This is a genomic window from Streptomyces sp. NPDC059668 (assembly GCF_042734135.1).
In the GTDB taxonomy this organism is placed as follows: domain Bacteria; phylum Actinomycetota; class Actinomycetes; order Streptomycetales; family Streptomycetaceae; genus Streptomyces.
Window position 1 is genome coordinate 1 of sequence record NZ_JBHWEL010000055.1, and the last position, 26,481, is coordinate 26,481.

The 26,481-nt window shown below is 72.5% G+C and carries 22 protein-coding genes; 5 read left to right on the forward strand and 17 right to left on the reverse strand.

The window, feature by feature from the left end:
- Nucleotides 1–150: 150 nt before the first annotated feature.
- The 9 genes from ACFV2J_RS30460 to hrcA form a co-directional block, all read right to left on the reverse strand.
- Entirely contained in the window at nt 151–1,143 is a 993-nt protein-coding gene (locus ACFV2J_RS30460; RefSeq protein WP_385088731.1) for an adenosine deaminase, read from the reverse strand.
- Complete coding sequence (locus ACFV2J_RS30465) at nt 1,143–2,069, reverse strand: ribonuclease Z (protein ID WP_385088729.1); 927 nt, start codon at nt 2,067–2,069, stop codon at nt 1,143–1,145. Before ACFV2J_RS30465 ends, ACFV2J_RS30460 begins: the two co-directional genes overlap by 1 nt.
- Nucleotides 2,070–2,075: 6 nt before the next feature.
- Nucleotides 2,076–2,429 (reverse strand): histidine triad nucleotide-binding protein, encoded by a 354-nt coding sequence (locus tag ACFV2J_RS30470; RefSeq protein ID WP_385088727.1) that lies wholly within the window; start codon nt 2,427–2,429, stop codon nt 2,076–2,078.
- A gap of 128 nt (nt 2,430–2,557) precedes the next feature.
- The gene (locus tag ACFV2J_RS30475) at nt 2,558–5,788 is read right to left on the reverse strand and encodes a S41 family peptidase (protein ID WP_385441640.1); all 3,231 of its coding nucleotides are present in this window, start codon (nt 5,786–5,788) and stop codon (nt 2,558–2,560) included.
- A gap of 297 nt (nt 5,789–6,085) precedes the next feature.
- Nucleotides 6,086–6,478 carry a VOC family protein gene (locus tag ACFV2J_RS30480; protein ID WP_356271046.1) on the reverse strand — a complete coding sequence of 131 codons (393 nt, stop codon included), beginning with the start codon at nt 6,476–6,478 and terminating at the stop codon, nt 6,086–6,088.
- 22 nt (nt 6,479–6,500) lie between these two features.
- Nucleotides 6,501–7,250, reverse strand: coding sequence for a 16S rRNA (uracil(1498)-N(3))-methyltransferase (locus ACFV2J_RS30485; protein WP_385088723.1), 750 nt, complete (start codon nt 7,248–7,250; stop codon nt 6,501–6,503).
- Nucleotides 7,247–8,344 (reverse strand): nitronate monooxygenase, encoded by a 1,098-nt coding sequence (locus tag ACFV2J_RS30490; protein ID WP_385088721.1) that lies wholly within the window; start codon nt 8,342–8,344, stop codon nt 7,247–7,249. Before ACFV2J_RS30490 ends, ACFV2J_RS30485 begins: the two co-directional genes overlap by 4 nt.
- A 124-nt stretch (nt 8,345–8,468) precedes the next feature.
- Nucleotides 8,469–9,605: a molecular chaperone DnaJ gene (gene dnaJ / locus ACFV2J_RS30495; protein WP_385088720.1), complete on the reverse strand. Its 1,137-nt coding sequence runs from the start codon at nt 9,603–9,605 to the stop codon at nt 8,469–8,471.
- Complete coding sequence (gene hrcA / locus ACFV2J_RS30500; RefSeq protein ID WP_385088718.1) at nt 9,606–10,622, reverse strand: heat-inducible transcriptional repressor HrcA; 1,017 nt, start codon at nt 10,620–10,622, stop codon at nt 9,606–9,608.
- 203 nt (nt 10,623–10,825) lie between these two features.
- Here hrcA and ACFV2J_RS30505 point away from each other — a divergent pair, with 203 nt between their 5' ends.
- Together ACFV2J_RS30505 and ACFV2J_RS30510 are read left to right on the forward strand one after the other, a co-directional pair.
- A complete protein-coding gene (locus ACFV2J_RS30505) occupies nt 10,826–11,563 on the forward strand; it encodes an MBL fold metallo-hydrolase (RefSeq protein ID WP_385088716.1) in 738 nt (245 codons plus the stop codon).
- Between the two features lie 45 nt (nt 11,564–11,608).
- Nucleotides 11,609–12,412: a DUF3097 domain-containing protein gene (locus ACFV2J_RS30510; protein ID WP_385088714.1), complete on the forward strand. Its 804-nt coding sequence runs from the start codon at nt 11,609–11,611 to the stop codon at nt 12,410–12,412.
- A 401-nt stretch (nt 12,413–12,813) separates the two neighbouring features.
- On the opposite strand, the gene hemW is transcribed toward ACFV2J_RS30510, so the two are convergent.
- Together hemW and ACFV2J_RS30520 are read right to left on the reverse strand one after the other, a co-directional pair.
- Nucleotides 12,814–14,046: a radical SAM family heme chaperone HemW gene (gene hemW / locus ACFV2J_RS30515; RefSeq protein WP_385441646.1), complete on the reverse strand. Its 1,233-nt coding sequence runs from the start codon at nt 14,044–14,046 to the stop codon at nt 12,814–12,816.
- A 405-nt stretch (nt 14,047–14,451) separates the two neighbouring features.
- Complete coding sequence (locus ACFV2J_RS30520; protein ID WP_385441648.1) at nt 14,452–16,674, reverse strand: SpoIIE family protein phosphatase; 2,223 nt, start codon at nt 16,672–16,674, stop codon at nt 14,452–14,454.
- A gap of 103 nt (nt 16,675–16,777) precedes the next feature.
- Between ACFV2J_RS30520 and ACFV2J_RS30525 the strand changes: the two genes are divergently transcribed.
- Together ACFV2J_RS30525 and ACFV2J_RS30530 are read left to right on the forward strand one after the other, a co-directional pair.
- Entirely contained in the window at nt 16,778–17,179 is a 402-nt protein-coding gene (locus ACFV2J_RS30525) for a hypothetical protein (RefSeq protein WP_385085100.1), read from the forward strand.
- A 272-nt stretch (nt 17,180–17,451) separates the two neighbouring features.
- Nucleotides 17,452–18,036: a two-component system response regulator gene (locus ACFV2J_RS30530; protein WP_385085102.1), complete on the forward strand. Its 585-nt coding sequence runs from the start codon at nt 17,452–17,454 to the stop codon at nt 18,034–18,036.
- A 154-nt stretch (nt 18,037–18,190) separates the two neighbouring features.
- On the opposite strand, the gene ACFV2J_RS30535 is transcribed toward ACFV2J_RS30530, so the two are convergent.
- The gene (locus ACFV2J_RS30535; RefSeq protein ID WP_385085104.1) at nt 18,191–20,104 is read right to left on the reverse strand and encodes an AMP-dependent synthetase/ligase; all 1,914 of its coding nucleotides are present in this window, start codon (nt 20,102–20,104) and stop codon (nt 18,191–18,193) included.
- Nucleotides 20,105–20,330: 226 nt separating this feature from the next.
- Nucleotides 20,331–22,199 (reverse strand): translation elongation factor 4, encoded by a 1,869-nt coding sequence (lepA, locus tag ACFV2J_RS30540; protein WP_385085106.1) that lies wholly within the window; start codon nt 22,197–22,199, stop codon nt 20,331–20,333.
- A 224-nt stretch (nt 22,200–22,423) separates the two neighbouring features.
- On the opposite strand from lepA, the gene rpsT reads away from it, so the two are divergent.
- On the forward strand, nt 22,424–22,690 hold the full coding sequence (gene rpsT / locus ACFV2J_RS30545) for a 30S ribosomal protein S20 (RefSeq protein WP_168528058.1): 267 nt from the start codon (nt 22,424–22,426) through the stop codon (nt 22,688–22,690).
- 236 nt (nt 22,691–22,926) lie between these two features.
- Here the strand turns inward: rpsT and holA are convergent, their stop codons facing one another.
- The 4 genes from holA to ACFV2J_RS30565 all read right to left on the reverse strand — a co-directional run bounded on the left by holA (nt 22,927) and on the right by ACFV2J_RS30565 (nt 26,480).
- Nucleotides 22,927–23,913, reverse strand: coding sequence for a DNA polymerase III subunit delta (holA, locus tag ACFV2J_RS30550; protein ID WP_385085108.1), 987 nt, complete (start codon nt 23,911–23,913; stop codon nt 22,927–22,929).
- Nucleotides 23,914–24,189: 276 nt separating this feature from the next.
- Entirely contained in the window at nt 24,190–24,435 is a 246-nt protein-coding gene (locus ACFV2J_RS30555) for a hypothetical protein (RefSeq protein ID WP_153290665.1), read from the reverse strand.
- A gap of 138 nt (nt 24,436–24,573) precedes the next feature.
- Nucleotides 24,574–25,455 carry a YceI family protein gene (locus tag ACFV2J_RS30560; RefSeq protein WP_385085111.1) on the reverse strand — a complete coding sequence of 294 codons (882 nt, stop codon included), beginning with the start codon at nt 25,453–25,455 and terminating at the stop codon, nt 24,574–24,576.
- 197 nt (nt 25,456–25,652) lie between these two features.
- Nucleotides 25,653–26,480 (reverse strand): arylamine N-acetyltransferase, encoded by an 828-nt coding sequence (locus ACFV2J_RS30565; protein ID WP_385085113.1) that lies wholly within the window; start codon nt 26,478–26,480, stop codon nt 25,653–25,655.
- Between the last annotated feature and the right edge of the window lies 1 nt (nt 26,481).

A 26,481-nucleotide genomic window follows, 5' to 3' on the forward strand; every position in this document is an offset into this window, starting at 1 on the left:
TCCTCATACTGGGTGTATTCGGGCGATCCGACAACGCGGCGAGGTGCCGTAGCTGTCGTCGTGCGCCCGCCGGGGATTACGGGACAGCCCTTAGCCCGGTCCGGTCGGGAGGCCCGGGGGTGCGGCTGCCGGCGGCCCCTCGAGGCGGCTCTACCCGAACTCGTACGCCTCGACCTCGGCGAGGTAGCGCGCCCGGCGCTCCTCGTCGTGGTCCAGGAAGGACGCCTCGAACGAGTTGCGCGCCAGTTCCCGCATCCGTTCGCGGTCCAGTCCGAGCGCCTCGCGCACCGCGTGGAAGGTGTCACCGACGTACCCGCCGAAGTAGGCGGGGTCGTCGGAGTTGACGGTGCACAGGAGCCCGGCCTCCAGCATGGCCGGCAGGGGGTGGTCCTCCAGGACGTCCACGGCGCGCAGCCGTACGTTCGACAGCGGGCAGAGCGTCAGCGGCACCCGCTCCCGGACCAGCCGCTCGACCAGCTCGGGGTCCTCCATGCAGCGCAGCCCGTGGTCGATGCGCTCGACGCCGAGGACGTCGAGCGCCTCGGTGATGTAGGCGGGCGGTCCCTCCTCGCCCGCGTGCGCGACGCGTCGCAGTCCGAGGGCGGCGGCGGCCTCGTACACCTCGCGGAACTTGGCCGGCGGGTGCCCGACCTCCGCCGAGTCGAGGCCGATGCCGACGATCCGGTCGAGGTAGGGCCGCGCGGCCTCCAGCGTCGCCATCGCCGACTCGGCGGACTCGTCGCGCAGGAAGCACATGATCAGCTGGGTGGAGACGCCGTGCGTGTCCTCGCTCCGGGAGAGCGCGCGGGACAGCCCCTCGACGACCGTCCCCATCCCGACCCCGCGCGCCAGGTGGGCCTGCGGGTCGAAGAAGATCTCCGCGTGCCGCACGCCCTGCGCGGCGGCCCGCGCGAGGTAGGCGTCGGCCAGGTCGGCGAAGTCCTGCTCGGTCCGCAGGACGGCCATCAGCTCGTAGTACAGGTTCAGGAACGACTGGAGGTCGTCGAAGAGATACGCCTTGCGCAGCTCCTCGGTGTCCGCGTACGGCAGCGTCACGCCGTTGCGCGCGGCGAGCTCGAAGGCGAGCTCGGGCTCCAGGGTGCCTTCGACATGGAGGTGCAGTTCTGCTTTGGGGAGGGGCATCAAAGCATGGTACGGGCGTTTTGGGAGCGCTTCGGAACGGGCACCCGCATCAGGTCGTTCGCCACCGTCAGCTCCCCGTCGAACCCGGCGGCCCGCGCCTGCCGTTCGAACTCCGCGGGGTCGGGGTAGCGCTGGCTGAAGTGCGTGAGCACCAGATGCCGCACGCCCGCGTCGCGTGCCACGCGGGCCGCCTGACCGGCGGTCAGATGCCCGTGGTCGGAGGCGAGTCGCTCGTCCTCGTCCAGGAACGTCGACTCGATGACGAGCAGGTCGCAGCCCTCGGCGAGGGCGTCCACCCCCTCGCACAGCCGGGTGTCCATGACGAACGCGAACCGCTGTCCGCGCCGCACCTCGCTGACGTCGTCCAGACGGACCCCGCCGAGAGCTCCTTCGCGCTGGATCCGCCCGACGTCCGGCCCCTTGATGCCGTGCGCGGCGAGCCGCTCGGGCAGTATCCGCCGTCCGTCCGGCTCGATGAGCCGGTATCCGAAGGACTCCACGGGGTGGGAGAGCCTGCGGGCCTCCAGGGTGTAGGAGCCGGTGACGGCGAGCACGCCGTCCGCGTCGACCGGTGCCTCGCGGAGCTCGACGGTCTCGCGGTACGCGGTGGCGTACCGCAGCCGGTCGAAGAAGCGCTGACCCGAGCGGGGGTAGTGCGCGGTGACCTCGTGCGGTACGCGGTCGAGGTTGACGCGCTGGATCACCCCGGCGAGTCCGAGCGAGTGGTCGCCGTGGAAGTGCGTGATACAGATCCGGTGCAGGTCGTGCGCGGCGACCCCGGCCCGCAGCATCTGCCGCTGGGTGCCCTCGCCGGGGTCGAAGAGCAGGCCCTCCCCGTCCCAGCGCAGCAGATAGCCGTTGTGGTTGCGGTGCCGGGTCGGGACCTGGCTGGCGGTGCCGAGGACCACCAGTTCACGTACGGACAAGGCAGGTCACCCCGGTGGCCACTGCATGCCGCGGCCACCGAGCAGGTGCGCGTGCGCGTGGAAGACGGTCTGTCCCGCACCGCTGCCGGTGTTGAACACGATCCGGTGGCTGTCCAGCTTCTCCTCGGCCGCGATCTCACCGGCCTCGCGCAGCACGTCCGCCGCGATCAGGGGCTCGGCGGCCGCCAGCGACGCCGCGTCCGGGTGGTGCACCTTGGGGATGACCAGGATGTGGGTGGGCGCCTGCGGGTTTATGTCGCGGAAGGCGAGGGTCGTCGCGCTCTCCCGGACGACGGTCGCCGGGATCTGTCCCGCGATGATCTTGCAGAACAGACAGTCGTCCTGCGGTTCTCCCGCCATGCGTGTCCCTCCTCGTGCCGGCCGGCACCTGCGTCCCGGACGGCGTCGGTCCTGCGTCCCGCACGGCGCCGACCACCCCGCCGTGCACGGCGCCGATCATTACGCCGTGCATGCTATCGGCACTCCCCTCAGCCCAGCTCCGGCAGTGACGGCGGGGTCTTCGCCGGGTTCTCCTCCAGGGCCGCCAGCGCGATCCTGATCGCCTCGTCCAGCTGGACGTCGCGGCCGGCGGCGTGGTCCTGCGGGGCCTGGACGACCTCGACGTCCGGGTCGACGCCGTGGTTCTCCACGCCCCACCCCTGTCCCTCCAGCCAGAACGCGTACTTGGGCTGGGTGACGAGGGTGCCGTCGACGAGCCGGTAGCGGCTGTCGATGCCGATCACACCGCCCCAGGTGCGCGTCCCCACCACCGGACCGATCCCGAGCGCCTTGACCGCCGCGTTGACGATGTCCCCGTCCGAGCCGGAGAACTCGTTGGCCACGGCGACGACGGGGCCGCGCGGCGCGTCCTCCGGATAGCTGTACGCCCGCATCCCGCGCGGCAGGTCCCAGCCCACGATCCGCCGCGCGAGCTTCTCGACGACCAGCTGGGAGGTGTGGCCGCCGCGGTTCTCCCGCACGTCCACGACCAGCCCCTCCCGGGCCACCTCGATCCGCAGGTCCCGGTGGAGCTGCGCCCACCCGGAGCCGACCATGTCCGGTACGTGCAGATACCCCAGCCGGCCCCCGGACCGCTCGTGGACGTACGCCCGCCGGTCCGCGACCCACGCGTGGTAACGCAGCGCCTCCTCGTCGGCGAGCGGGACGACCACCGCGTGCCGGGGATCACCGCCGCCGGACGGGGAGACCGTCAGCTCGACCGGCTTGCCCGCCGTGCCCACCAGCAGCGGCCCGGGACCGGTCACCGGGTCCACCGGCTGCCCGCCGACCTGGACGATCGCGTCCCCGGCCCGCACCGCGACCCCGGGAGCGGCGAGCGGGGCCCGCGCGTCGGGGTCGGAGGTCTCCGAGGGGAGGATCCGGTCGATGCGCCAACTGCCGTCCTCGTGACGGGAGATGTCCGCCCCGAGCAGTCCCTGCGCCCGGTCGCCGCCGCCCCAGCCGCCGCGCGGGGTCACATACGCGTGCGAGGTGCCCAGTTCGCCCTGCACCTCCCAGAGCAGGTCCACCAGGTCGTCGTGGGTGGCGATCCGGTCGAGGACCGGCCGGTAGCGGTCGAGTACGCCCTCCCAGTCGGTGCCGCCCAGATCGGGCCGCCAGAAGTTGTCCCGCATGAGGCGGCCCGTCTCGTCGTACATCTGGCGCCACTCGGCGGCCGGGTCGACGGTCTGACGGATGCGCGAGAGGTCGACGGTGATGTTGGTGTCGCTCTCGTCGTCGTTCGAGGCGCGGCGGTCGCTGGGGACGAGCTTGAGCTTGCCGTCGGTCCACAGCAGGACCCGCTTGCCGTCGCCGGTGACGGCGAAGTGGTCGGCGTCCGCGGCGAGATGCTCGACGCGGTGCTGGGCCAGGTCGTACCGCTCCAGCTCGGTCTTCGGGTCCGGGTCGTCCGGGGTGGCGCGGGAGGCGCCGAGCACACCGCGGACCGGGTGGCGCAGCCACAGCAGCCCGTCCTTGGCCGCCCGCAGCGTCGAGTAGCGGGCGGCCTCGACGGGGAACGGGACGATCCGGTCGCCGAGTCCTTCGAGGTCGATCCGGGTCGCGGGGGTGCCCTCGCTGTCGGGCGTCTCGGCCCCGCGGCCCTCCGGTGCCTCGAAGGCCCGGCCGTGCCGCTGCGGTCCGAAGGGGGACGGGGTGGTCGCCGCCAGCGTGATCAGGTGCGGGCGGGATCCGCCGACGAACGCCAGGTCGAAGACGTGCTCGTCGTAGACCGGGTCGAAGGCGCGTGCGGAGAGGAAGGCCAGGTGCTTGCCGTCGAGGGTGAACGCGGGCGCGTAGTCACGGAAGCGCAGCGGCGTCGCCTCGGTGACCGACAGGTCCGCGGTGTTCGCCAGTTTCAGCTGGCGCAGCGGACGGGGGCCGGGGTGCGACCAGGCGAGCCAGGCCGAGTCCGGCGAGAAGACCAGCCCGCTGACGTCCCCGTCCGCGCTGCGGTCGACCTCGCGCACCTCTCCGGTCTCCCGCTCGACGAGCAGCACCCGTCCGTCGTGCGAGGCGACGGCGGCGCGGCTGCCGTCGGGTGCCATCGCGAGCCCGAGGACGCGGCCGAGCTGCCCGGCGGCGAGCCGGCGCGGGGTGGCCCCGGGGGCGGTCCCGGTCGCCGGGGCGAACTCCAGCGCGTCGTCGCCGGCCGCGTCGGTCACCCACACCACGTACTCCTCGCCCTCCACCCGGAAGGTGCGCGGCAGCCGGGCGCGCACGCCGGGCCGGGCGGCGAGCGCGCGGGCCGGACCGGAGCGGTGCGTGATCCAGTGGACGGCGCCACGCACGGAGACCGCGCTGCCGCGTCCGGTGTGGTCGGGCGCGGCGGCCGAGAACCAGCGGGACGCGCTGACGGGGTGCGGCTGCTGGTCGACGCGCTGTCCGCCGAGCCGGATGTCGAGCCTGCGCGGCTCGGCGCCGTCCAGGTCGTCGAGCAGCCACAGTTCACCGGCGGACGCGTAGACGACCCGGGTGCCGTCGGTCGCCGCGTGCCGGGCGTAGAAGCCGTCGAGGGGGGTGTGGCGGCGCAGGTCGGAGCCGTCGGCGAGGGAGGAGTAGAGGGCCCCGACGCCTTCGTGGTCGGACAGGAACGCGAGCCGCTCCCCTGCCCACAGGGGGTACTCGAGGTTCCCGTCCAGCTCCTCGTGCAGGCGTACGAACTCCCCGTCGCCCTCGCGGTCGATCCACAGCTTGCCCGCCGTGCCGCCGCGGTACCGCTTCCACCAGGCGGCCTCCCGTCCCATCGGGGCGGACAGCAGCAGCACGCCCGGGCCGCCGTGCGCGACGTCGCCCACCGGCCCGTACGGAAGGGTGGTGGCGGGACCGCCGTCGAGCGGCACGGCCCGCGCCCAGCTGCGCCGCAGGCTCGCCTGGCCCTGGGTGCTGAGGGCGAGCACCTGTCCGTCCGGGGTCCAGCCGCGCACCTGGGTCCGCAGACTTCCCCAGTACGTCAGCCGCCTGGACGCCCCGCCCGCCAGCGGGGCGACATGCACCTCGGGCGCCCCGTCCCGGGCGGAGGTCCAGGCGATGCTCTCGCCGTCGGGGGAGATGCGCGGGTGGTTCACCGGCACGTTGTCGGCGCTGACCCGCCAGGCACGGCCGCCGCCGTCGAGAGGAGCGACCCAGACGTCGTCCTCGGCGGTGAACGCGACCAGATCGCCGCGCAGATGCGGGAAGCGGAGGTATCCGGATGATACGGACGATGCAGACTGAGTCACCCGATCACCCTATGCAGCGACAGCTCCCCCGGAAAGGGGTTTGGATCACTTGCCCCGGCCCGGCCGGATGGCCGGATCGGCCTCGCACCGGATGGTCCGCGGCACTGTCACGGTGCGGGTGCGGCTGCCGGTGCGGGGGCCGACGGCCTCGGAGCGGGCCGGTCGCAGGCGGGCGGTCCGCGGCACGGTCACGGTGCGGGTGCGGGTGCGGGTGCGGGTGCCGGTGCGGGGGCCGACGGCCTCGGAGCGGGCCGGTCGCGCGGGCGGGCGGGCGAGCCGCCTGCGCGTGGACCCCGGTCAGTTGCGCAGGAGCAGCCACTCCTGGAGTTCCACGAGGTTGCCCTCCGGGTCCTTGAGATGGGCCACGCGCATGCGGTCGGTCATCGGAGCGGGGCCGTGGGCGATGACGCCGCCACGGGAGACGACACCGGCGCAGTAGGCGTCGAGGTCGTCGACGCGCAGGACGACCAGGGAGCGGTGGCCCGTCGCGGAATCGCCCAGCTCACCGAGGATCCGGGCCATCATCGCGCGGTCCTGGAGCGCGATGCCCGCGGAGCCGGTGGCGGCGCTGAACTTCTCGTACGGCCCCTCGACCGCCCCCGACTGGGGCTTGAGGCCGAGGACTTCGGCGTAGAAGCGGTAGCAGGCCGGGAAGTCGGCGACGAGCAGCCGTACCTGGGCGAGTTCCAACGCATCCCCCGTACATGTTCGTTCAGGACCAGCGGCCGGTGCGCCCCAGCAGCAGCGCGGTCGCCGCGGTCCCTGCGGTCGACGTACGCAGCACGCTACGCCCCAGCCGGTACGCCTTCGCACCCGCCTGCGCGAAGAGTTCCAACTCCTCCGGGGAGACGCCCCCTTCGGGACCCACGACCAGCACGATCCGTCCGGACGGGGGCAGTTCGGCCGTGGCGAGCGGCTCGCTGGGGTACTCCCGGTCCTCGTGCAGCACCGCCGCGAAGTCGGCCTCGGCCAGAAGTGCGGCCACCTGCCTGGTCGTCGCGGCGTCCGCGACCTCCGGGAAGCGCACCCGCCGGGACTGCTTGCCGGCCTCGCGCGCCGTCGCCCGCCACTTGGCGAGCGCCTTCAGACCCCGGTCGCCCCTCCACTGGGTGATGCAGCGCGAGGCGGCCCAGGGGACGATCGCGTCCACCCCGGTCTCGGTCATGGTCTCGACGGCCAGCTCGCCCCGGTCGCCCTTGGGCAGGGCCTGGACGACGGTGAGGTGAGGGGACTCCGCCGGTTCCTCGGCGAGGGAGTCGATGCGGACGGTCAGCCGGTCCTTGCCCTCGGCGTCCACGACGACGCACCGCGCCCAGCGCCCGGCGCCGTCGGTGAGGACGACCTCCTCGCCGGACCGCAGCCGCTTCACGGAGACGGCGTGCCGGCCCTCGGGGCCGTCGAGGACGTAACGCCCCGCGCCGTCCGCGTCGAGGTGGTCGACGACGAACACCGGTGCCGTCATCGGTCCGCACCGCCCGCCGCGCCGGCTCCGCCGGACCCGGACAACGCTGTCCTCGCCTCGTCCAGCTCGGCGCACAGCACCTCCACCAGCTGCCCGGCGGACAGTTCACGGGCCATCCGGTGCCCCTGTCCCGCCCACAGGGCCATGCCCTGCGCGTCGCCCGCGCGGGCCGCCGCCTTGCGCAGCGGGGAGGTGAGGTGGTGGACCTCGGGGTACGCGGCGGGCGCGTACGGCCCGTGCTCCCGCATGAAGCGGTTGACGAGGCCGCGCGCGGGACGGCCGGAGAACGCGCGCGTCAGCTCCGTGCGCACGAAGAGGGGGTTGGTCAGGGACTGCTTGTGCACGGCTTGCGCGCCGGACTCCGGGGTGGCGAGGAACGCGGTGCCCAGCTGCGCCGCGTTCGCGCCCGCGGCCAGCGCCGCGGCGATCTGGCTGCCGCGCATGATGCCGCCGGCGGCGACGACCGGGATCTGCACGGTCTCGCGGACCTGGGCGATCAGGGAGAGCAGTCCGATCCCCGTGCCGTCCGTCTCCGGGTTGTCGCGGTGGGTGCCCTGGTGGCCGCCGGCCTCCACGCCCTGCACGACGACCGCGGCGGCACCCGCCCGCTGCACCGCGAGGGCCTCCTCGGCCGTGGTCGCGGTGATCATCGTGAGCGTGCCGACCCGGGCGAGGGAGTCCAGGACGTCGCGGGTGGGGCAGCCGAAGTGGAAGGAGACCACCGGCACCGGGTTGTCGAGGAGGACCGCGAGCTTGGCGTCGTAGCCGTCGTCGCGGCCGCTGTCCGGATCGCCGAGCTCCGTCTCGTACCAGGAGGCCTCACCGGCCAGCTGGTGGGCGTACACCTCGACGGTGGCCGGGTCCGCGTACTCGGCCTGCGGCATGAAGAGGTTGACCCCGAAGGGCCGGCTCGTCAGCCCGCGCAACTGCTTGATCTCCTGGTACATGCCGTCGGCGGTCTTGTACCCGGCGGCGAGGAACCCGAGCCCGCCGGCCTCGGACACGGCGGCCGCGAGATGCGGGACGGAGACGCCGCCCGCCATGGGGGCCTGCACGATCGGGTGAGGGAAGAGATCGGTCAGTGCGGAGGACATGACGGCATGTTGTCACGTCCTCCGAACAAGTCCGAAATCCGGCCTTCCGGCCCGCCGGGACCACCGGGGCGGACGGTCCGCGGTCCTTTTCCGCCCCCGCCGCCCCTCCCCGTCGCCGTGCGGGTCAGCGGCCGTTGAACGCGTCCTTGAGGCGGGAGAACAGGCCCTGCTGGCCCGGCTGGAACTGCCCGGTCGGACGCTCCTCGCCGCGCAGCTGCGCCAGTTCCCTGAGCACCCGCTCCTGCTCGGCGTCGAGCTTGGTCGGCGTGGTGACCTCGACGTGCACGATGAGGTCGCCCCGGCCGCCGCCGCGCAGATGCGTGACGCCGCGCCCGTGCAGCGGGATCGACTGTCCGGACTGCGTGCCGGGCCGGATGTCGACCTCCTCCAGACCGTCGAGGGTCTCGAGCGGCACCTTGGTGCCGAGCGACGCGGCGGTCATCGGGATGGTGACCGTGCAGTGCAGGTCGTCACCGCGGCGCTGGAAGGTCGAGTGCGGCAGTTCGTGGATCTCGACGTACAGGTCACCGGCGGGTCCGCCACCGGGCCCGACCTCGCCCTCGCCCGCGAGCTGGATCCGGGTGCCGTTGTCGACGCCCGCCGGGATCTTCACCGTGAGCGTGCGCCGGGACCGGACCCGTCCGTCGCCCGCGCACTCCGGGCACGGGGTCGGCACGACGGTGCCGAACCCCTGGCACTGCGGGCACGGACGCGAGGTCATGACCTGGCCCAGGAACGACCGGGTGACCTGGGACACTTCGCCACGCCCGCGACACATGTCGCAGGTCTGGGCGGAGGTTCCCGGCGCGGCGCCCTCACCGTTGCAGGTGCCGCACACGACGGCCGTGTCGACCTGGATGTCCTTCGTGGTGCCGAAGGCGGCCTCGTCCAGCTCGATCTCGAGCCGGATCATGGCGTCCTGGCCGCGCCGCGTGCGCGACCGGGGGCCCCGCTGCGACGCCGTGCCGAAGAAGGCGTCCATGATGTCCGAGAAGTTGCCGAAGCCGCCGGCTCCGAAGCCGCCCGCGCCCGCGCCGCCCGCCTGGGACAGCGGGTCGCCACCGAGGTCGTAGACCTGCTTCTTCTGCGGGTCCGACAACACCTCGTAGGCGGCGTTGATCTCCTTGAACCGCTCCTGCGTCTTCGGATCGGGATTGACGTCCGGATGCAGCTCGCGAGCGAGCCGCCGGAAAGCCTTCTTGATCTCGTCCTGGGACGCGTCGCGGCGCACGCCGAGCACGGCGTAGTAGTCCGTGGCCACTTAAGACTCCGCCAGGATCTGTCCGACGTACCGTGCCACCGCTCGTACCGCTCCCATCGTTCCCGGGTAATCCATGCGGGTCGGTCCGACCACGCCGAGTTTGGCTACTGCCTCGTCGCCCGAACCGTAGCCGACGGAGACCACGGACGTGGAGTTGAGTCCCTCATACGCGTTCTCGTGACCGATCCGTACGGTCATGCCCGAATCCCCCGCCTCCCCCAGCAGTTTGAGGAGCACGACCTGTTCCTCCAGCGCTTCGAGCACCGGTCTGATCATGAGGGGAAAATCATGTCCGAAGCGGGTCAGGTTCGCGGTGCCGCCGATCATCAGACGCTCCTCGGTCTCCTCGACGAGCGTCTCCAGAAGGGTGGAGAGCACCGTCGCGACCGTACCCCGGTCGTCCGTCTCGAAGGCGTCCGGCAGGTCCTGGACGAGCGGCGGGACGTCCGCGAAACGGCGGCCCGCCACCCGGCTGTTGAGCCGGGCCCGCAGATCCGCCACGGACGTCTCCCCGAACGGCGCCGGACAGTCGATCATGCGTTGCTCGACCCGCCCTGTGTCCGTGATCAGGACGAGCATCAGCCGGGCCGGGGCCAGGGACAGCAGCTCCACGTGCCGCACGGTCGATCTGGTCAGCGACGGGTACTGCACGACGGCGACCTGCCGGGTCAGCTGCGCGAGCAGCCGCACGGTCCGCCCGACGACGTCGTCGAGGTCGACGGCGCCGCCCAGGAAGTTCTGGATGGCCCGCCGCTCGGGTCCGGTCATCGGCTTGACGCCGGCGAGCTTGTCGACGAAGAGCCGGTAGCCCTTGTCGGTGGGGATGCGCCCGGCGCTGGTGTGCGGCTGGGCGATGTACCCCTCGTCCTCCAGGGCGGCCATGTCGTTGCGGACCGTGGCCGGGGAGACCCCCAGCCGGTGCCGCTCCGTCAGCGCCTTGGAACCGACCGGCTCCTCGGTGCCCACGTAGTCCTGGACGATGGCGCGCAGCACTTCGAGCCTGCGTTCACTCAGCATCGCGCACACCTCCAGTCGTCGGTCCCTCGCGGCCTCGCCTGGCACTCAGCGCGTGCGAGTGCCAGCATTCCCCGGCCCAGTGTACGGCCGGTGGGTACGGCCCCGGCAAGGGCGGGCCCGCGATCTTGCGCGAGGCGCACCGACGTGCCCCGACGTGTCCCGCGATGTCGTACTGTCCGCGCCCTCACCGCTAGCGTCGGCGTATGAAGGTGACTTGGGAAGAGGCGGGGTGGGAGGAGCTGGCCCCGCGCGTGGGCCGGCGGCGGCTCCCGGGCTGGGACTGCACGGCCGGGCTGGTGGTGGGCGGGGACGCGACGCTCATGGTCGACGCGGGAGCGAGCCTCGGGGAGGGCGCACGGTTGCGCGCCGAGGCGCGACGGATTCTCGGCACGGACCGGGACGTGACGCACCTCGCACTCACCCACCCGCACTTCGACCATGTCTTCGGCGCGGCGGCGTTCACGGGCGCGCAGGTGTTCGGGGCGGCCGGTCCCGGCACGGTGTCCGCGTACGGGGGCGAGGAACTGCGCTTGGACGCCGTACGTCACGGTCTGGACCCGCGGGACGCCGCCGAGGCCGCGGACGCCCTGGTCGCCCCGGGCCACTCCGTGTCGGGCGAGCGGACGCTCGATCTGGGCGGCGGTGTCCGGGCCCTGCTGGCGGTCGTGGGTCCGGGCCACACGGCGCACGATCTGGCGGTCCGGGTGACCGGGATCGCCGGTTCACCGGAGGTCGTCTTCTGCGGGGACCTGGTGGAGGAGTCCGGCGAGCCCCAGGCGGGTCCCGACGCCGTCCCCTCCCGCTGGCCGGCCGCGCTGGACCGGCTGCTCGCCCTGGGCGGCGAGGGGGCGGTCTACGTGCCGGGTCACGGGGCCGCGGTGAATGCGGCGTTCGTCCGGGCGCAGCGGGACGCGCTGGCGAGACGTACCGGCGTGTCGTAGGGATCTCCCCGTCACCTCGCCGCCGGTTCTCCTATCGTCATCCGAATGCGCCAGTACTCTCCGGATCTCACCCCGCCGTGGAAGAAGCCCAAGCCGGTACCCGAGGTCCCCGCGGACCCGGGCCTGGTGGTCGAGGAGCCCGGTACGGGGTTCTGCGGGGCGGTGATCGGCTGCGAGGCGGGCACGGTGACGCTGGAGGACCGCTTCGGCAAGCACCGGGTGTTCCCGCTGGAGCCGCGCGGCTTCCTGCTGGAGGGCAGGGTGGTCACGCTGGTCCGTCCGGCCGCGGGGCCGGCCCGGCCCGGCCGCACGGCATCCGGTTCGGTCGCCGTGCCGGGCGCGCGGGCCCGTGTGGCGCGGGCCGGCCGCATCTACGTGGAGGGCCGCCACGACGCCGAGCTGGTCGAGCGGGTCTGGGGCGACGACCTCCGCATCGAGGGTGTCGTGGTCGAGTACCTGGAGGGCGTCGACGATCTCCCCGCCGTCGTGGAGGAGTTCGCGCCGGGGCCGGACGCCCGGCTGGGCGTGCTGGTCGACCATCTGGTCCCCGGCACGAAGGAGTGGCGTATCGCGCAGGCGGTCACCAGTGAGCACGCCCTCGTCCTCGGCCATCCGTACATCGACGTCTGGGAGGCCGTGAAGCCGTCCTCCGTGGGCATTCCCGGCTGGCCCCGGGTCCCGCGCGGGCAGGACTGGAAGACGGGCGTGTGCCGGGCCCTGGGCTGGCCGGAGAACACCGGTGCGGCCTGGCAGCACATCCTGTCCCGGGTGCGCTCCTACAAGGACCTGGAGCCGGAGCTCCTGGGCCGGGTGGAGGAGCTGATCGACTTCGTCACGGCGCCGGAGTGACACCGGGGCCGTGGAGGCCGTGGGGATCGCGAGGGTCCTGGGGAGGGCGAGGGTCCTGGGGAGGGCGGGGGTCGTGGGGGTCGGGGGACGCGACGGGACCGCCGGTGTCGCGGCTCCGGCTGCGGTGGCCCTTCCTGTCCGGGTCTCCCTGCCCGCCAGCGGGAGACGAACAGGATCAGGCCGCCCGCACCCATCGCCATGAGCACCGCGAGGGGTATCCAGCCGGCACCGATCCCGTCGTCCCGGACGGCGAACCGGACCCCCGTCCCACCGCCCGCGAGGAACACCGCCACGATCGGCAGGCTGAGCAGCGGCCGCCGCAACCCGTACCGGAGAACGGTCGCGTCCTCGGCCGGCCACTCCCCGGAGATCATGGACGTGGACTGTGGGCCAGCGGGCGTTCAGTCCACCAGGTCCCGGACCACGGCGTCCGCGAGCAGGCGTCCGCGCAGCGTGAGGACGGCGCGGCCCTCGTTGTAGGGACCGTTCTCCAGGAGTCCGTCGGAGAGCGCGCGGCGGGAGGCCGAGAGCCCCTCCGGGCGGAGCAGGGAGAGCGGGCAGCCTTCGCGCAGCCGCAGTTCGAGGAGGATCCGCTCGACGCGGCGGTCCTCGCCGGAGAGCAGCTCGCGCCCCGCGCCGGGAGACCTTCCGGACGCCAGCGCCGCCGCGTACGCCCCGGGGTGCTTCACGTTCCACCAGCGCACGCCGCCGACGTGGCTGTGGGCGCCGGGCCCGGCCCCCCACCAGTCCGCGCCACGCCAGTACAACTCGTTGTGCAGGCACCGGCCGGCCTCGGAGGTGGCCCAGTTGGACACCTCGTACCAGTCGAAGCCCGCAGCTGCCATCACCTCGTCCGCGATGAGGTAGCGGTCCGCGTGGACGTCGTCGTCCGTCATCGGGACCTCGCCCCGGCGGATGCGCCGGGCCAGCTGGGTGCCCTCCTCGACGATCAGGGCGTATGCGGAGACATGGTCGGGCCCGGCGCCGAGCGCGGCGTCCAGCGAGGCCCGCCAGTCGTCGTCGGACTCGCCGGGCGTGCCGTAGATCAGGTCGAGGTTCACGTGCTCGAAGCCCGCCGCGCGGGCCTCGGCGACACAGGCCTCGGGGCGCCCGGGGGTGTGGGTGCGGTCGAGCACCTTCAGTACGTGCTGCCGGGCGCTCTGCATGCCGAAGGAGATCCGGTTGAAGCCCCCGGCCCGCAGGGTCGCGAGGTACTCCGGGTCCACGGACTCCGGGTTCGCCTCCGTGGTGATCTCGGCGTCGTCCGCGAGCCCGAACTCCTCACGGACCGCGCCCAGCATCCGTACGAGGTCGCCGGCGGCCAGCAGCGTCGGCGTACCGCCCCCGACGAAGACCGTACGGACGGGGCGCGGATCGTCTCCGAGCACCTTGCGGGCGAGCCGGACCTCGTCGATCAGGGTGTCCGCGTAGTTGTCGCGGGAGGCGAGCACGCCTCCGGTGCCCCGCAGCTCGGTCGCCGTGTAGGTGTTGAAGTCGCAGTACCCGCAGCGGGTCGCGCAGTACGGCACGTGCAGGTAGAACCCGAGGGGGCGATCGGCGGCCCCGGCCAGGGCGTGCGCGGGCAGCGCCCCGTCGTCGGGGACGGGCTCACCGTCGGGGAGTGCGGAAGGCATGCCTTCCATTGTCCCGTACTCGGCGGCATGCCCCTTTCCGCGCCCTCCCGCACGGCGGCGCGCCCTCCCGCCGGTTCATGCGGGCCCTCCCGCACGTCCATGCGGGCCCGGGCTGCCGTCCGCGCTGGCCCGCACGGCAGCCCGGGCCCGCACGGCGGCGCTGGCCCGCACGGCGGGGACCGCTCGGGAGCCCGAGGTCTGCTCGGGAGCCCGAGGTCCGCCCCGGCACCCGGGCTCGGCTCGGGCGGCGGGCTCGGCTCGGATGGCGGGCCCGGTTCGGGCGGCGGGCCCGGCTCGGGCGGCGGCCCCAGTTCGGCCGGCGGGCCCGGCAGGGCGAGGGCTCCGGCCACCGCGGTCGTCCCCGCTGTCCGTCCCGACGGCGGGGCGGCCGATTCCGGGCCCTCCCTACTCCGCCTGAAGCACCAGCAGGGCCAGGTCGTCCTCCGGCGGCTTGCCGCCGAACTCGTGCACCAGCCGTCTGATCCGCTCCGCGACCAGCTCGGCACCGAGCCCCGTACAGCCCGCGAGGGCCTGCGCGAGCCCCTCGTCGTCGTCGAACTGACGCGGCCCGCTGCGGCGCTCCGTCACCCCGTCGGTCACGCACAGCACGGTGTCGCCCGGGTACAGGTCCAGCGTCTCGGAGACGTAGGTCGCGTCCTCGAAGACGCCGAGCAGCGTCTGCGGCTCGGCCACCTCCCGTACGTCGCCGTCGGGGCCCAGGATCAGCGGCAGCGGGTGTCCGGCCGACGCGAGGGTGCAGCGCACTCCTCCGTCGAAGGGCACCAGTTCGCCGTAGAGCATGGACAGGAAGCGGGTCTGCGGGCCCTCGTCGGGGCCCAGGTCGGGGCCGCCCGCGGCCACCAGCGCGCGGGCCGCCGCGTCGGCCGCCTCCGTCGCGTCGTCGAGCAGGAGCTGGTTGAGGCGGTCGAGGACGTCGGCGACCTGGTAGCCCTCCCGGGCCAGCAGCCGCACCCACGGCCGGGCGAGGCCGATCACGACGGCGGCCTCGGGCCCCTTGCCCTGCACGTCACCGAGGACGAAGCACCAGCGCCCGTCGCCGGCCGGGAACAGGTCGTAGAAGTCACCGCTGGGCCCGCCCTTGTCGAGCGGCTCGTACACGAGGGCGCTGCGCACCCCGGGGATCTCGGCGACCGCGCCGGGCAGCAGGCCACGCTGGAGGACCCGGCTGATGGTGGCCTGCCGCGCGTACTGGCGGGCCGCTCCGATGGCGAGGGCGATCCGGCGGCTGAGGTCCTCGACGAGTCCGGTGATCTCGTCCGGGAAGCAGGTCAGCCCGGCCCGCCCGATGACGAGGGTCCCGAGCGGCCGGCCGCCGGCGATCAGCCGGTAGGCCAGCGCCGCCCCGCTCACCCCGCCCGTCTCACTCACCCCGCGGGTCCCCTCGCCCTCGTCCGTGTCGGCCGCCAGGTCGCCCTCCGCCGTCGTCTCCCCCGGCCAGGGCACGGGCACGGCCCGGGAACGCACCGAGTCGGGCAGCCGGGGCGGGTCCTTCTCCAGCGCCCGGCGCAGTTCCTCGGTGCGGTTCTCACTGCCGTGCCAGACCCGGGCGAGCCGCGGCCCCAGCGCCAGGCCGAGGCCGCCCGCCCGGTCGGTGGCCTCGTCCTCCAGCCAGACCGCGCACCAGTCGGCAAGCCGGGGCACCAGGAGCTGTCCGGCGAGCGCGGCGACCAGGTCCTCGTCGAGCTGGCCGGCGAGCAGGTCGGAGGCCTCGGCGAGGAAGGACAGGGCTCCGCGGTTGAGCCAGTCGTGGTCATGGGACGGTTGGCGTCCCGGTTCCGCGGTGGTCGTCCCGGCTCCGAGCGCCGCCCCGGTCCCGTACGCCCCGATCCCGCGCTCTCCGGCGTACGCTCCGGTCTCCGCGCCACCGGCCAGGCCCGTGACGCCGTTCCCCGTGACGCCGTTCCCCGTGACGTCGCCCGGCCTCTCGTCGGCGATCGCACCTTCCTCGCCTCGGCGGCCCCGGCCGATGCCCGGGTCCCGGTCGCCCGGGCCGCGGCCGACGCCCGCCTGCCCGGCGACGCCCGCCGCCTCCCCCACCGGCCCGAATCCCACGCCGAACCCCGCGCCGAACTCCGCCGCCCCGTCCACGGGCAACCGCGCCCACACGGTCTTGACGCCGGTGCGGTAGGTGATGCCCCAGGCCTCCGAGAGCGCGGAGACGAGCCGCAGCCCGCGCCCGTACTCGGGTGTGCCGTAAGGGCGTTCGGCCGCGTCCTCGCGCACCGCTCGCGAGGGGTGCTGGTCGGAGACCTCGACGATCACCGCGTCCGGCACGCCCGCCGCCCCGCCGTCGCCGGTCTCCAGGCGGCACACCAGCTCCACGTCGGTGCCCGCGTGCACGACGGCGTTGGTGACGAGTTCGCTGACGATCACGACGGCGTCGTCGCGGAGGCGCTCGCCGACCGTCTCGGTGCCGGGCAGCGCGCGTGCGGCCAGCTCTGCGAGCGCCTCGCGCACCAGCCGGCGGGCGGCGCCGGGCGCGAGCGGGGTGCCCGGCAGCGCCGCGCGGACCACCGTCTCCAGACCGGCACGGTGGTGCGCGGGCGCGTCAGGGGCAGGCGCCATGGAGTCCGGCTGGGACTCCCGTTGCGTCGGAATGGCGCCCACTGTGCAGCTCCCTGAGCAGTTCGGACGAATACGCCTCAGGCGACTCCGACAGAGTGACAGACTGACCACGCCCATAAGCACCGAGTTACCGAAGTGGGCTGCCATGAGTGAGAACAGTGCTACGCGCGCGCTCGAAGACGGACAGAATCGGGCATTCGAAGACGGCCGGACCCTGGCGTCCGGTCGGCGTCCGCCGCTCACCGCGACGGCCTCCGCACGCGACGGCGACGTCACCGCGGTGCCGGGAACGGGGTACGGCCCGGTCGCGGACCCGGCCACCGCGTTCCACCGGATGACCGCCGACGGCCCCGCCCGACGGGCCGACCCGCACGACGAGTACCGTCAACTCCACTTCGAAACAAGCGGGTTGGGCCGCACCGGACGCACGATGGCCGATCAACCGCCGCCCCTCAACCGCGAGATGACCAGGGTCACCCGCGAGGCCGGCGCCGAGGGCCGTCCCGGCGGCCGGGTCAAAGGGCAGGGAGCGTCGAGCAGTTGCTGATCCTGGACGACGGCGACCGCACCGTCTTCGCGCGCTCACCGCGAGGCCGATGGCGGGAGACCGCGGGAAGTCCCTCGCCCGCGGCGCCGACGACCACGTACCCGGGCCGGTGGACGTCGCCCGGCCGCCGGCCGTCGTCCGCGCACCTCCTCCGCCCGGAGGGCGCGGGCCCCGACGCGCGGGACGACAGCGTTCCCGAATCCGCTGCTCCGGGACCGAGCACGACCGGGGAGGCCGCGGTCCCGCCGACGAGCGAGTGAGGCACAGTCACCATGAGCGCTGAGGAAACGACCGACGAGCGCGCCGGCATCCTCCTGGTCGACGACATGGAGGACAACCTGATCGCGCTGGAGGCCGTCCTGGGGTCCCTCAACGAGCCGTTGGTGCGGGCGCGTTCGGGCGAGGAGGCGATGAGGGCGCTGCTGCTGCGGCGCTTCGCCGTCGTCCTCCTGGACGTCCGGATGCCCGGCATGGACGGCTTCGAGACCGCCGCGAACATCAAGCGGCTCGACCAGACCAAGGACGTCCCCATCATCTTCCTGACCGGCACCGACACCGACGCGGGGTACGCCTTCCGCGGGTACGCCACGGGTGCCGCGGACTATCTGACGAAGCCGTTCGACCCCTGGGTGCTGCGCGCCAAGGTCAGTGTGTTCCTGGACCTGCACCGCAGGAACCGGCAGCTGGAGCGCGTGCTGGCCCGTGAACACACCCAAGCCGCCCGGATCGACGCCCGACTGGCCTCCCTGGAAGCGCAGTTGGCGACCGAGGACCCTCCGAACGTGCCGGACCTGCGCCGCCAGGTGGAGGAACTGCGGCACCTGGTGGCGAGGGCGGCCGGCACCCGCGCTCCGTGAGGAACGCCGGGAGCCGCGCGGCCGGCCCCGGCGAACCGGCGGCCGGCGAGCGGTCCGGCCGCCCCGGGCTCACGGGCCCCGGGCTCTCGGGCCCCGGGCTCTCGGGCCCCGGGCTCACGGGCCCCGGGCTCACGCATCGGGCTCACGCTCCGGCTCACGCCTCGCGGGTACCGGCGTACATCTCCTCGATCAGGCCCTTGTACTCCCGCTCCACGACCGGCCGCTTCAGCTTCAGGCTGGGCGTGATCTCCCCGTGCTCGACGTCGAGGTCACGCGGCAGCAGGCGGAACTTCTTGATCGTCTGCCAGCGCTGGAGCCCGTTGTTGAGCTCCTTCACATAGCCCTCGATCAGCTCGACGGTGACGGGGGCGGCCACGACCTCGGCGTACGACCTGCCCTCCAGCCCGTTCTCCTTCGCCCACTCCAGGATCGACGGCTCGTCGAGGGCGATGAGGGCGGTGCAGAAGTTCCGGTCGGCGCCGTGCACGAGGATGTTGGAGACGTACGGGCAGACCGCCTTGAACTGGCCCTCGACCTCGGCGGGCGCGATGTACTTGCCGCCGGACGTCTTGATGAGGTCCTTCTTGCGGTCGGTGATGCGGAGGTACCCGTCGGGGGACAGCTCGCCGATGTCACCCGTGTGGAACCAGCCGTCCGCCTCCAGGACCTCGGCGGTCTTCTCCGGAAGCCCGTGGTAGCCCTCCATGATGCCGGGGCCGCGCAGCAGGATCTCGCCGTCGTCCGCGATGCGCACCTCGGTGCCGGGCAGCGGCTTGCCGACCGTGCCGGTGCGGTAGGCCTCGCCGGGGTTCACGAAGGAGGCCGCGGAGGACTCCGTGAGGCCGTACCCCTCCAGGATGTGGATGCCGGCGCCCGCGAAGAAGTAGCCGATCTCGGGCGCCAGGGCAGCGCTGCCGGAGACGCAGGCGCGCAGCCGGCCGCCGAAGGCCTCGCGGATCTTGGCGAACACGAGCGCGTCCGCGACCTTGTGCTTGGCCGCGAGCGCGAAGGGGACGGAGGCGGTGCCGGTGCGGCGGAAGTTGTCCTGGCCGGCCTTCGCGTACTCGCGGGAGACCTCGGCGGCCCACTGGAAGATCTTGTACTTGGCGCCGCCGCCGGCCCGTGCCTTCGCCGCGACCCCGTTGTAGACCTTCTCGAAGATGCGCGGGACGGCCGCCATGTAGGTCGGCTGCACCACCGGCAGATTCTCGATGATCTTGTCCACCCGGCCGTCGACGGCGGTGACGTGCCCGACCTCGATCTGCCCGGAGATGAGTACCTTGCCGAAGACATGGGCGAGCGGCAGCCAGAGGTACTGCACGTCGTCGGGACCGAGCAGTCCGGTCGAGGCGATCGCCTTCGCCATGTACGACCAGTTGTCGTGCGGGAGGCGGACGCCCTTGGGGCGGCCCGTGGTGCCGGAGGTGTAGATGAGGGTGGCGAGCTGGTCGGCGGTGATCGAGCGGACCCGCTCCTCGATCAGGTCGGGGTTCTTCTCCAGGTAGGCCGCGCCGCGCGTCTCCAGCTCGGCGAGGCTCAGCACCCCGTCGCCGGTCTCGACGCCGGTCGGGTCGACGACGACCACATGCGTCAGCTCGGGCAGTTCGGCACGCTTCTCCCGCACCTTGGCGAGCTGGGCCGCGTCCTCGGCGACCAGGACCCGGCTGCCCGAGTCGGAGAGGATGAACGCCGACTCCTCGGTGTTCGTCTGCGGGTAGATCGTCGTCGTGGCCGCGCCCGCGCACATGATGCCGAGGTCGGCGAGGATCCACTCGACCCGCGTGGAGGAGGCGAGGGCGACGCGCTCCTCCGGCTGCACACCCAGTTCGATCAGTCCGGCCGAGATGGCGAAGACCCGCTCGGCGGCCTGCGCCCAGCTCAGCGACTTCCATTCGTCCGCGCTCCGGCCCGCGGGGGCACCTGCCCGCTCGGGCGAGGCCGGGGCCCCGGGGGCGGCCGGCACGGGGTAGCGGTAGGCCTCGGCGTCCGGCGTGGCCGCCACGCGCTCCAGGAAGAGGGCCGCCACGGACGGCGGACGGTTCTCGATCAAGGTCTGTGTGTCGCTCACGACATCCTCCGGGGCCCGCGACAGTGCGGCTGGCTGGCTCATTGCGGCTGTTGTTTAACTCGCGAGTAACTAACGAGCAGTGATCAGAGTAGAGCGCGTCCGGCCGGTGCGTAAGGGGCGGCGTCCTGTCACTTCCTACAGAGAGCGACGGTATGCACGGGCGAGGGCCCGCCACGCGTAAGCGCAACGGGCCCTCGAAATCGGCGAATCGGCCTACCCTGGGCGGCTACTTCTTGCCCTTGGCCCCGCCGCCGCTGTCGTCGCTGGACAGCACGGCGATGAAGGCCTCTTGCGGAACTTCCACAGAGCCCACCATCTTCATCCGCTTCTTGCCCTCCTTCTGCTTCTCCAGCAGCTTCCGCTTACGGGAGATGTCACCGCCGTAGCACTTGGCGAGGACGTCCTTGCGGATGGCGCGGATGGTCTCGCGGGCGATCACACGGGAGCCGATGGCCGCCTGGATCGGCACCTCGAACGCCTGCCGCGGGATCAGCTCGCGCAGCTTGGCGACGAGACGGACACCGTACGCGTACGCCTGGTCCTTGTGCGTGACCGCCGAGAAGGCGTCGACCTTGTCCCCGTGCAGCAGGATGTCGACCTTGACCAGGCTGGAGGTCTGCTCGCCGGTGGGCTCGTAGTCCAGCGAGGCGTAACCGCGGGTCTTGGACTTCAGCTGGTCGAAGAAGTCGAAGACGATCTCCGCGAGCGGCAGCGTGTAGCGGATCTCGACCCGGTCCTCGGAGAGGTAGTCCATGCCGAGCAGGGTGCCGCGCCGGGTCTGGCACAGCTCCATGATCGAACCGATGAACTCGGAGGGCGCGAGGATGGTCGCCCGCACGACAGGCTCGTACACCTTGTCGATCTTGCCCTCGGGGAACTCGCTCGGGTTGGTGACGATGTGCTCGCTGCGGTCCTCCATCTCGACGCGGTAGACCACGTTCGGCGCGGTCGCGATCAGGTCGAGCCCGAACTCGCGCTCGAGCCGCTCACGGATCACGTCGAGGTGCAGCAGCCCGAGGAAACCGACGCGGAAGCCGAAGCCCAGCGCCGCCGAGGTCTCCGGCTCGTACACCAGCGCGGCGTCGTTGAGCTGGAGCTTGTCCAGGGCGTCGCGGAGCTCGGGGTAGTCGGACCCGTCCAGGGGATACAGGCCCGAGAAGACCATGGGCTTGGGGTCCTTGTACCCGCCGAGCGCCTCGGTCGCGCCCTTGTGCAGGGTGGTGATCGTGTCACCGACCTTGGACTGGCGGACGTCCTTCACGCCGGTGATGAGGTAACCCACCTCGCCGACACCGAGCCCGTCGGCCGCCTTCATCTCGGGGGCCGAGACACCGATCTCCAGCAGCTCGTGGGTCGCGCCCGTGGACATCATCCGGATGCGCTCACGCTTGTTGAGCTGCCCGTCGATGACACGCACGTACGTCACGACACCGCGGTAGGAGTCGTAGACCGAGTCGAAGATCATCGCGCGGGCGGGGGCGTCCTGGATGCCGACCGGGGCGGGGATCTCGGCGACGACCTTGTCCAGCAGCGCCTCGACGCCCAGGCCCGTCTTGGCCGAGACCTTGAGAACGTCCTCGGGGTCGCACCCGATGAGGTTGGCGAGCTCCTCGGAGAACTTCTCCGGCTGGGCGGCCGGCAGGTCGATCTTGTTCAGTACGGGGATGATCTTGAGGTCGTTCTCCATCGCCAGGTAGAGGTTGGCGAGAGTCTGCGCCTCGATGCCCTGGGCCGCGTCGACAAGCAGGACCGTGCCCTCGCAGGCCGCGAGGGAGCGGGACACCTCGTACGTGAAGTCGACGTGCCCGGGGGTGTCGATCATGTTGAGGATGTGGGTGCTGCCCGGGTCCTCGGAGGGCGCCCAGGGCAGCCGGACCGCCTGGGACTTGATCGTGATCCCACGCTCGCGCTCGATGTCCATGCGGTCGAGGTACTGAGCGCGCATCTGCCGCTGATCAACCACCCCGGTCAGCTGGAGCATGCGGTCGGCGAGCGTGGACTTGCCGTGGTCGATGTGCGCGATGATGCAGAAATTGCGAATCAGAGCCGGGTCGGTACGGCTCGGCTCGGGCACATTGTTAGGGGTCGCGGGCACGCAGGGTCCTGTCTCTTGAGGCGCCTGTCGCCTCGGGTCGGATCGATACGTAGGCTCCATGGTCCCACGGGTGGGGAGCTGCGACCGGTTTGGGCCGGTCGTGCGGCGGCTGGTAGCCTGGGTGGCTGTGTCTCATGCCCTCTCTGCACGAGGCACACCCCAAGGAAATCAAACGGCGGGCGAGACGTGCTGTCTCGCGCGCCTGAACCTGTAAAGGCTCATTCGTGGCGAACATCAAGTCCCAGATCAAGCGGATCAAGACCAACGAGAAGGCCCGGCTGCGCAACAAGGCCGTCAAGTCCTCTCTGAAGACCGCGATCCGCAAGGCCCGCGAGGCTGCTGCCGCGGGTGACGTCGAGAAGGCCACCGAGTACACGCGCGCCGCGTCGCGCCAGCTCGACAAGGCCGTCTCGAAGGGCGTCATCCACAAGAACCAGGCCGCCAACAAGAAGTCGGCGCTTGCTTCGAAGGTCGTTGCCCTCAAGGGCTGAGTCCTACCCGACTTGACCGCCGGAAGGGACCCAGCGGGCCCTCTCATCCGCTCCTGACCGGCACCCCCGGATCCGTGCGCGACCTGCGTTCGCCACGCGGGCACGGATCCACAGGCTTGAACCGAAGGCCCCGCCCGTCCTCCTTCCCCAGGAGTACGGACGGGGCCTTCGCGTTCCGGCGACCCGAGCACCAGGTGGGTGCTGACGACGCTCGTGATCAGTACACCTGGCGCCGCCTAGCCCCTGCGGGAGCGAGCCGCCCGGGCGACGGCCACGACCGCCTTCTCCAGCGCGTACGCGGGATCGTCCCCGCCGCCCTTGACCCCGGCGTCCGCGTCGGCGACGGCCCGCAGCGCGACCGACACCCCGTCCGGCGTCCATCCCCGCATCTGCTGCCGCACCCGGTCGATCTTCCACGGCGGCATCCCCAGCTCGCGGGCGAGATCGGCCGGCCTGCCCCCGCGGGCGGAGGACAGCTTCCCGATCGCCCGCACGCCCTGCGCCAGCGCACTGGTGATCATGACGGCGGCGACCCCGGTCGACAGGGACCAGCGCAGCGCCTCCAGCGCCTCCGCCGTGCGCCCTTCCACGGCCCGATCGGCCACGGTGAAGCTCGACGCCTCGGCCCGCCCGGTGTAGTACCGGCCGACGACCGCCTCGTCGATCGTCCCCTCGACATCGGCCGTCAGCTGGGACGCCGCGGACGCCAGCTCCCTCAGATCACTCCCGATGGAGTCGACGAGCGCCTGACAGGCCTCCGGGGTCGCGGATCTCCCCAGCGCCCTGAACTCGCCGCGCACGAACGCCAGCCGGTCCGCCGGCTTCGTCATCCTGGGGCACGCCACCTCCCGGGCCCCCACCTTGCGCGCGGCGTCGAGCAGTCCCTTGCCCTTGGCCGCGCCGGCGTGCAGCAGCACGAGGGTGATCTCCTCGGCCGGCGCGCCCAGATACGCCTTCACGTCCTTGATGGTGTCGGCCGACAGGTCCTGCGCGTTGCGTACGACCACGACCTTGCGCTCGGCGAAGAGCGACGGGCTCGTCAGCTCGGCGAGCGTGCCGGGCTGCAACTGGTCCGGGGTGAGATCCCGGACGTCCGTGTCGGCGTCGGCGGCCCTGGCGGCGGCCACCACCTCCTGCACGGCACGGTCGAGCAGGAGATCCTCCTGGCCCACGGCGAGCGTGACGGGGGCGAGAGGGTCGTCTTGTGCGGTCTTCTTGGCCATCCCCGAAAGCATCCCACGCGCCACCGACAACGGACGCCGCGCAGCCCGGCCGGGCCGCACCCGGGCCAGCCCGGGTGCCCGGAGGACCCGCGGGAGGCCGCACGAGGCGCCCCGGGTCCGGGGTCACCCCACCACCGAAGTCCCCTTCACCCCCGTGCCCCCGTGCACCCCCGTGCCCCATACGTCCACGCGTCCCACGCCCCACGTGCGGCACCCGACACCCGACACCCGGCACTCGATACCCGGTGGGGCCTGGGGCCTCATGCGGGCGGAGCCCTACGGCTCCTCGCGCCAGCCGTCCCACTCCGCCGCGAACTCGTCCAGCTCCTTCGGATCGAGCCGCTCCTCGGAATCCGTCAGGACCACCAGCCACTGGGCGTCCTCGGCGTCGTCCTCACCGGCCAGGGCGTCCCTGACGAGCTGCGGCTCCTCCGCGAGCCCGAACCGGTCACCGACGGCCTCCGCCGCCTCTTCGGCCGCGTCGCGGTCGGGCAGCACCAACACATGTCTCACGTCACTCACGAGGACATTTTCCGCTACGCCCGGCCGGCCCGACGCCCGGGTCCGGCATGACGCGGGCCCCGGTGACCGCGCCCGTCACCGGGGCCGGTCACCGGGGCCGTTCACCACCACCCGTCAGCGCACGCGTCAGCGCACCGCTCAGACCTTCTGGACGATCTGCACGTCCAGCTCGATCCTGATGCTCGGCCCGACCACCGCGATGCCCCGCGCGAGCATCGTCTGCCAGCTGACGGTGAAGTCGTCGCGGTGCAACTCGGTCGTGGCCCGGCAGGCGGCCCGCACCTCGTCCTCCATCCCGTTGCCGAGCCCGAGGTATTCCGTGTCCAATGTGACCGTGCGCGTGACGCCGTGCAGCGACAGCGCCCCGGTGACCGCCCAGCGGCTGCCGCCCTTGTGCACGAAGCGTTCGCTGTAGAACTCCAGCGCCGGGAAACGGGCCACGTCCAGGAAGTCCTCCGACCGCAGATGGTCGTCCCGCATCCTGACGTTGGTGTCGATGGACGCCGCGTCGATCACCACGTGCATCGCCGACCGCTCCATGTCCTCGGCGATCCTGATCGCCCCGGCGAACGTGTTGAACCGCCCGTGGATCCTGGCCAGTCCGATGTGCCGTGCGGTGAAGCCGATCGACGAGTGCATCGGCTCGATGTCCCAGTCACCCGCCCGCGGCAGTGCGGGCGGCTGGGCGACCTGCAGCGTCACGTCGCCGAGCGAGGCCAGCGTGTTCTCCGCGACGACGGCGTTCGCGCGGTAGGGCGTGTACCCCTCCGCCGACACGGCGAGCCGGTACTCACCGGCCGGCACCGTCGCCACGAACGACCCGTACGGGTCCGCGCCTCCGCCCATCACCCTGCGCCCCATGGCGTCACTGACCGCGAACTCCGCATGCGGCACGGGTTCGTTGACCGGATCGAGCACCCGGCAGCTCAGCACACCGGCGCTGGGCGGCATCCGCACCGCGGCGAGGGGACCCGTCCGTTGCGCCCGGTCCGTTCGGTTTCGCCACCAGCGGCCGATCATCTACGACACTCCCGCACCACTTGAAAACACCTGTTGACAATGATGCATTCGATCACCAGTGCGGCTTTCGGGGCAACACGGGGGTACATCGCGGGAATCCGGCACATGTGCCGGAACTGCGACCAGGCAACGCCTTTTGACCTACGAGTACCCCCTTTCGCCCACCCCGGCGGTCACCCCCTCCGCCGGCGCTCCGGTCAGGACTTCCGCACCTCGGGCACCCGGGCCAGCTCGATCCCGAAGCGCTCCCGGTAGACCGCCAGCACCTCCTCGTCCGTGGCCGTCTCCGTCACCTCCTTCGTCCCGTCCGGCGCCGTCACCGTGACGCTCCGGCCGCTGAGCGTGATCCGCCCCCCGTCCTCCGTGACCCGCGAACACACCGTCGATCGGACGAAATGGGACATCGGCGAGGTGCTGTTCCACCAGGCGCCGGCCACGAAGTCCCCGAGCACCCGCGGCCGCACCTCCAGGCGGTACTGCGGTCCGGCGTTCCGGATGACGTCCAGGTCCTCGGCCTCCCGCCGTCCTCCGACCCCCCGCACCCCCGCCGCGTCCGGTCCCGCCTCGACGACCCTGAACGTGCCGCCCGGGTCCGTCTGTTCGCTCCGCTCCCCGAAGGCCAGCGGATAGTGGCTGTGCGTCCCGAAGCCGACGTCCGCCAGCCAGTCGCCCCCGTCCACCGTCCGGACCCGCAACGCGAGATGGTCGTACGGGATCCCGAGCCGCCCCTCCTCCCCGTACACCCGGCCCGAGAGAAGCGTCACATCGAAGCCCAACGCCCCCAGCAACGCCCCGAACAGGCCGTTCAGTTCGTAGCAGAAGCCGCCCCTGCGCGCGCCCACCACCTTGTCCAGCAGGCGTTTCTCCTCCAGCACGATCTCCTCTCCCAGATGGATCGACAGGTTCTCGAACGGGACCGTCTTGAGATGGCGGAGGTGCAGCTCACGCAGCACCCCGGAGGTGGGCCACGCCGGGTGCTGGGCCCCGATCCGGCGGAGGTAGGCATCTGCCTGTGCGGAATTCATG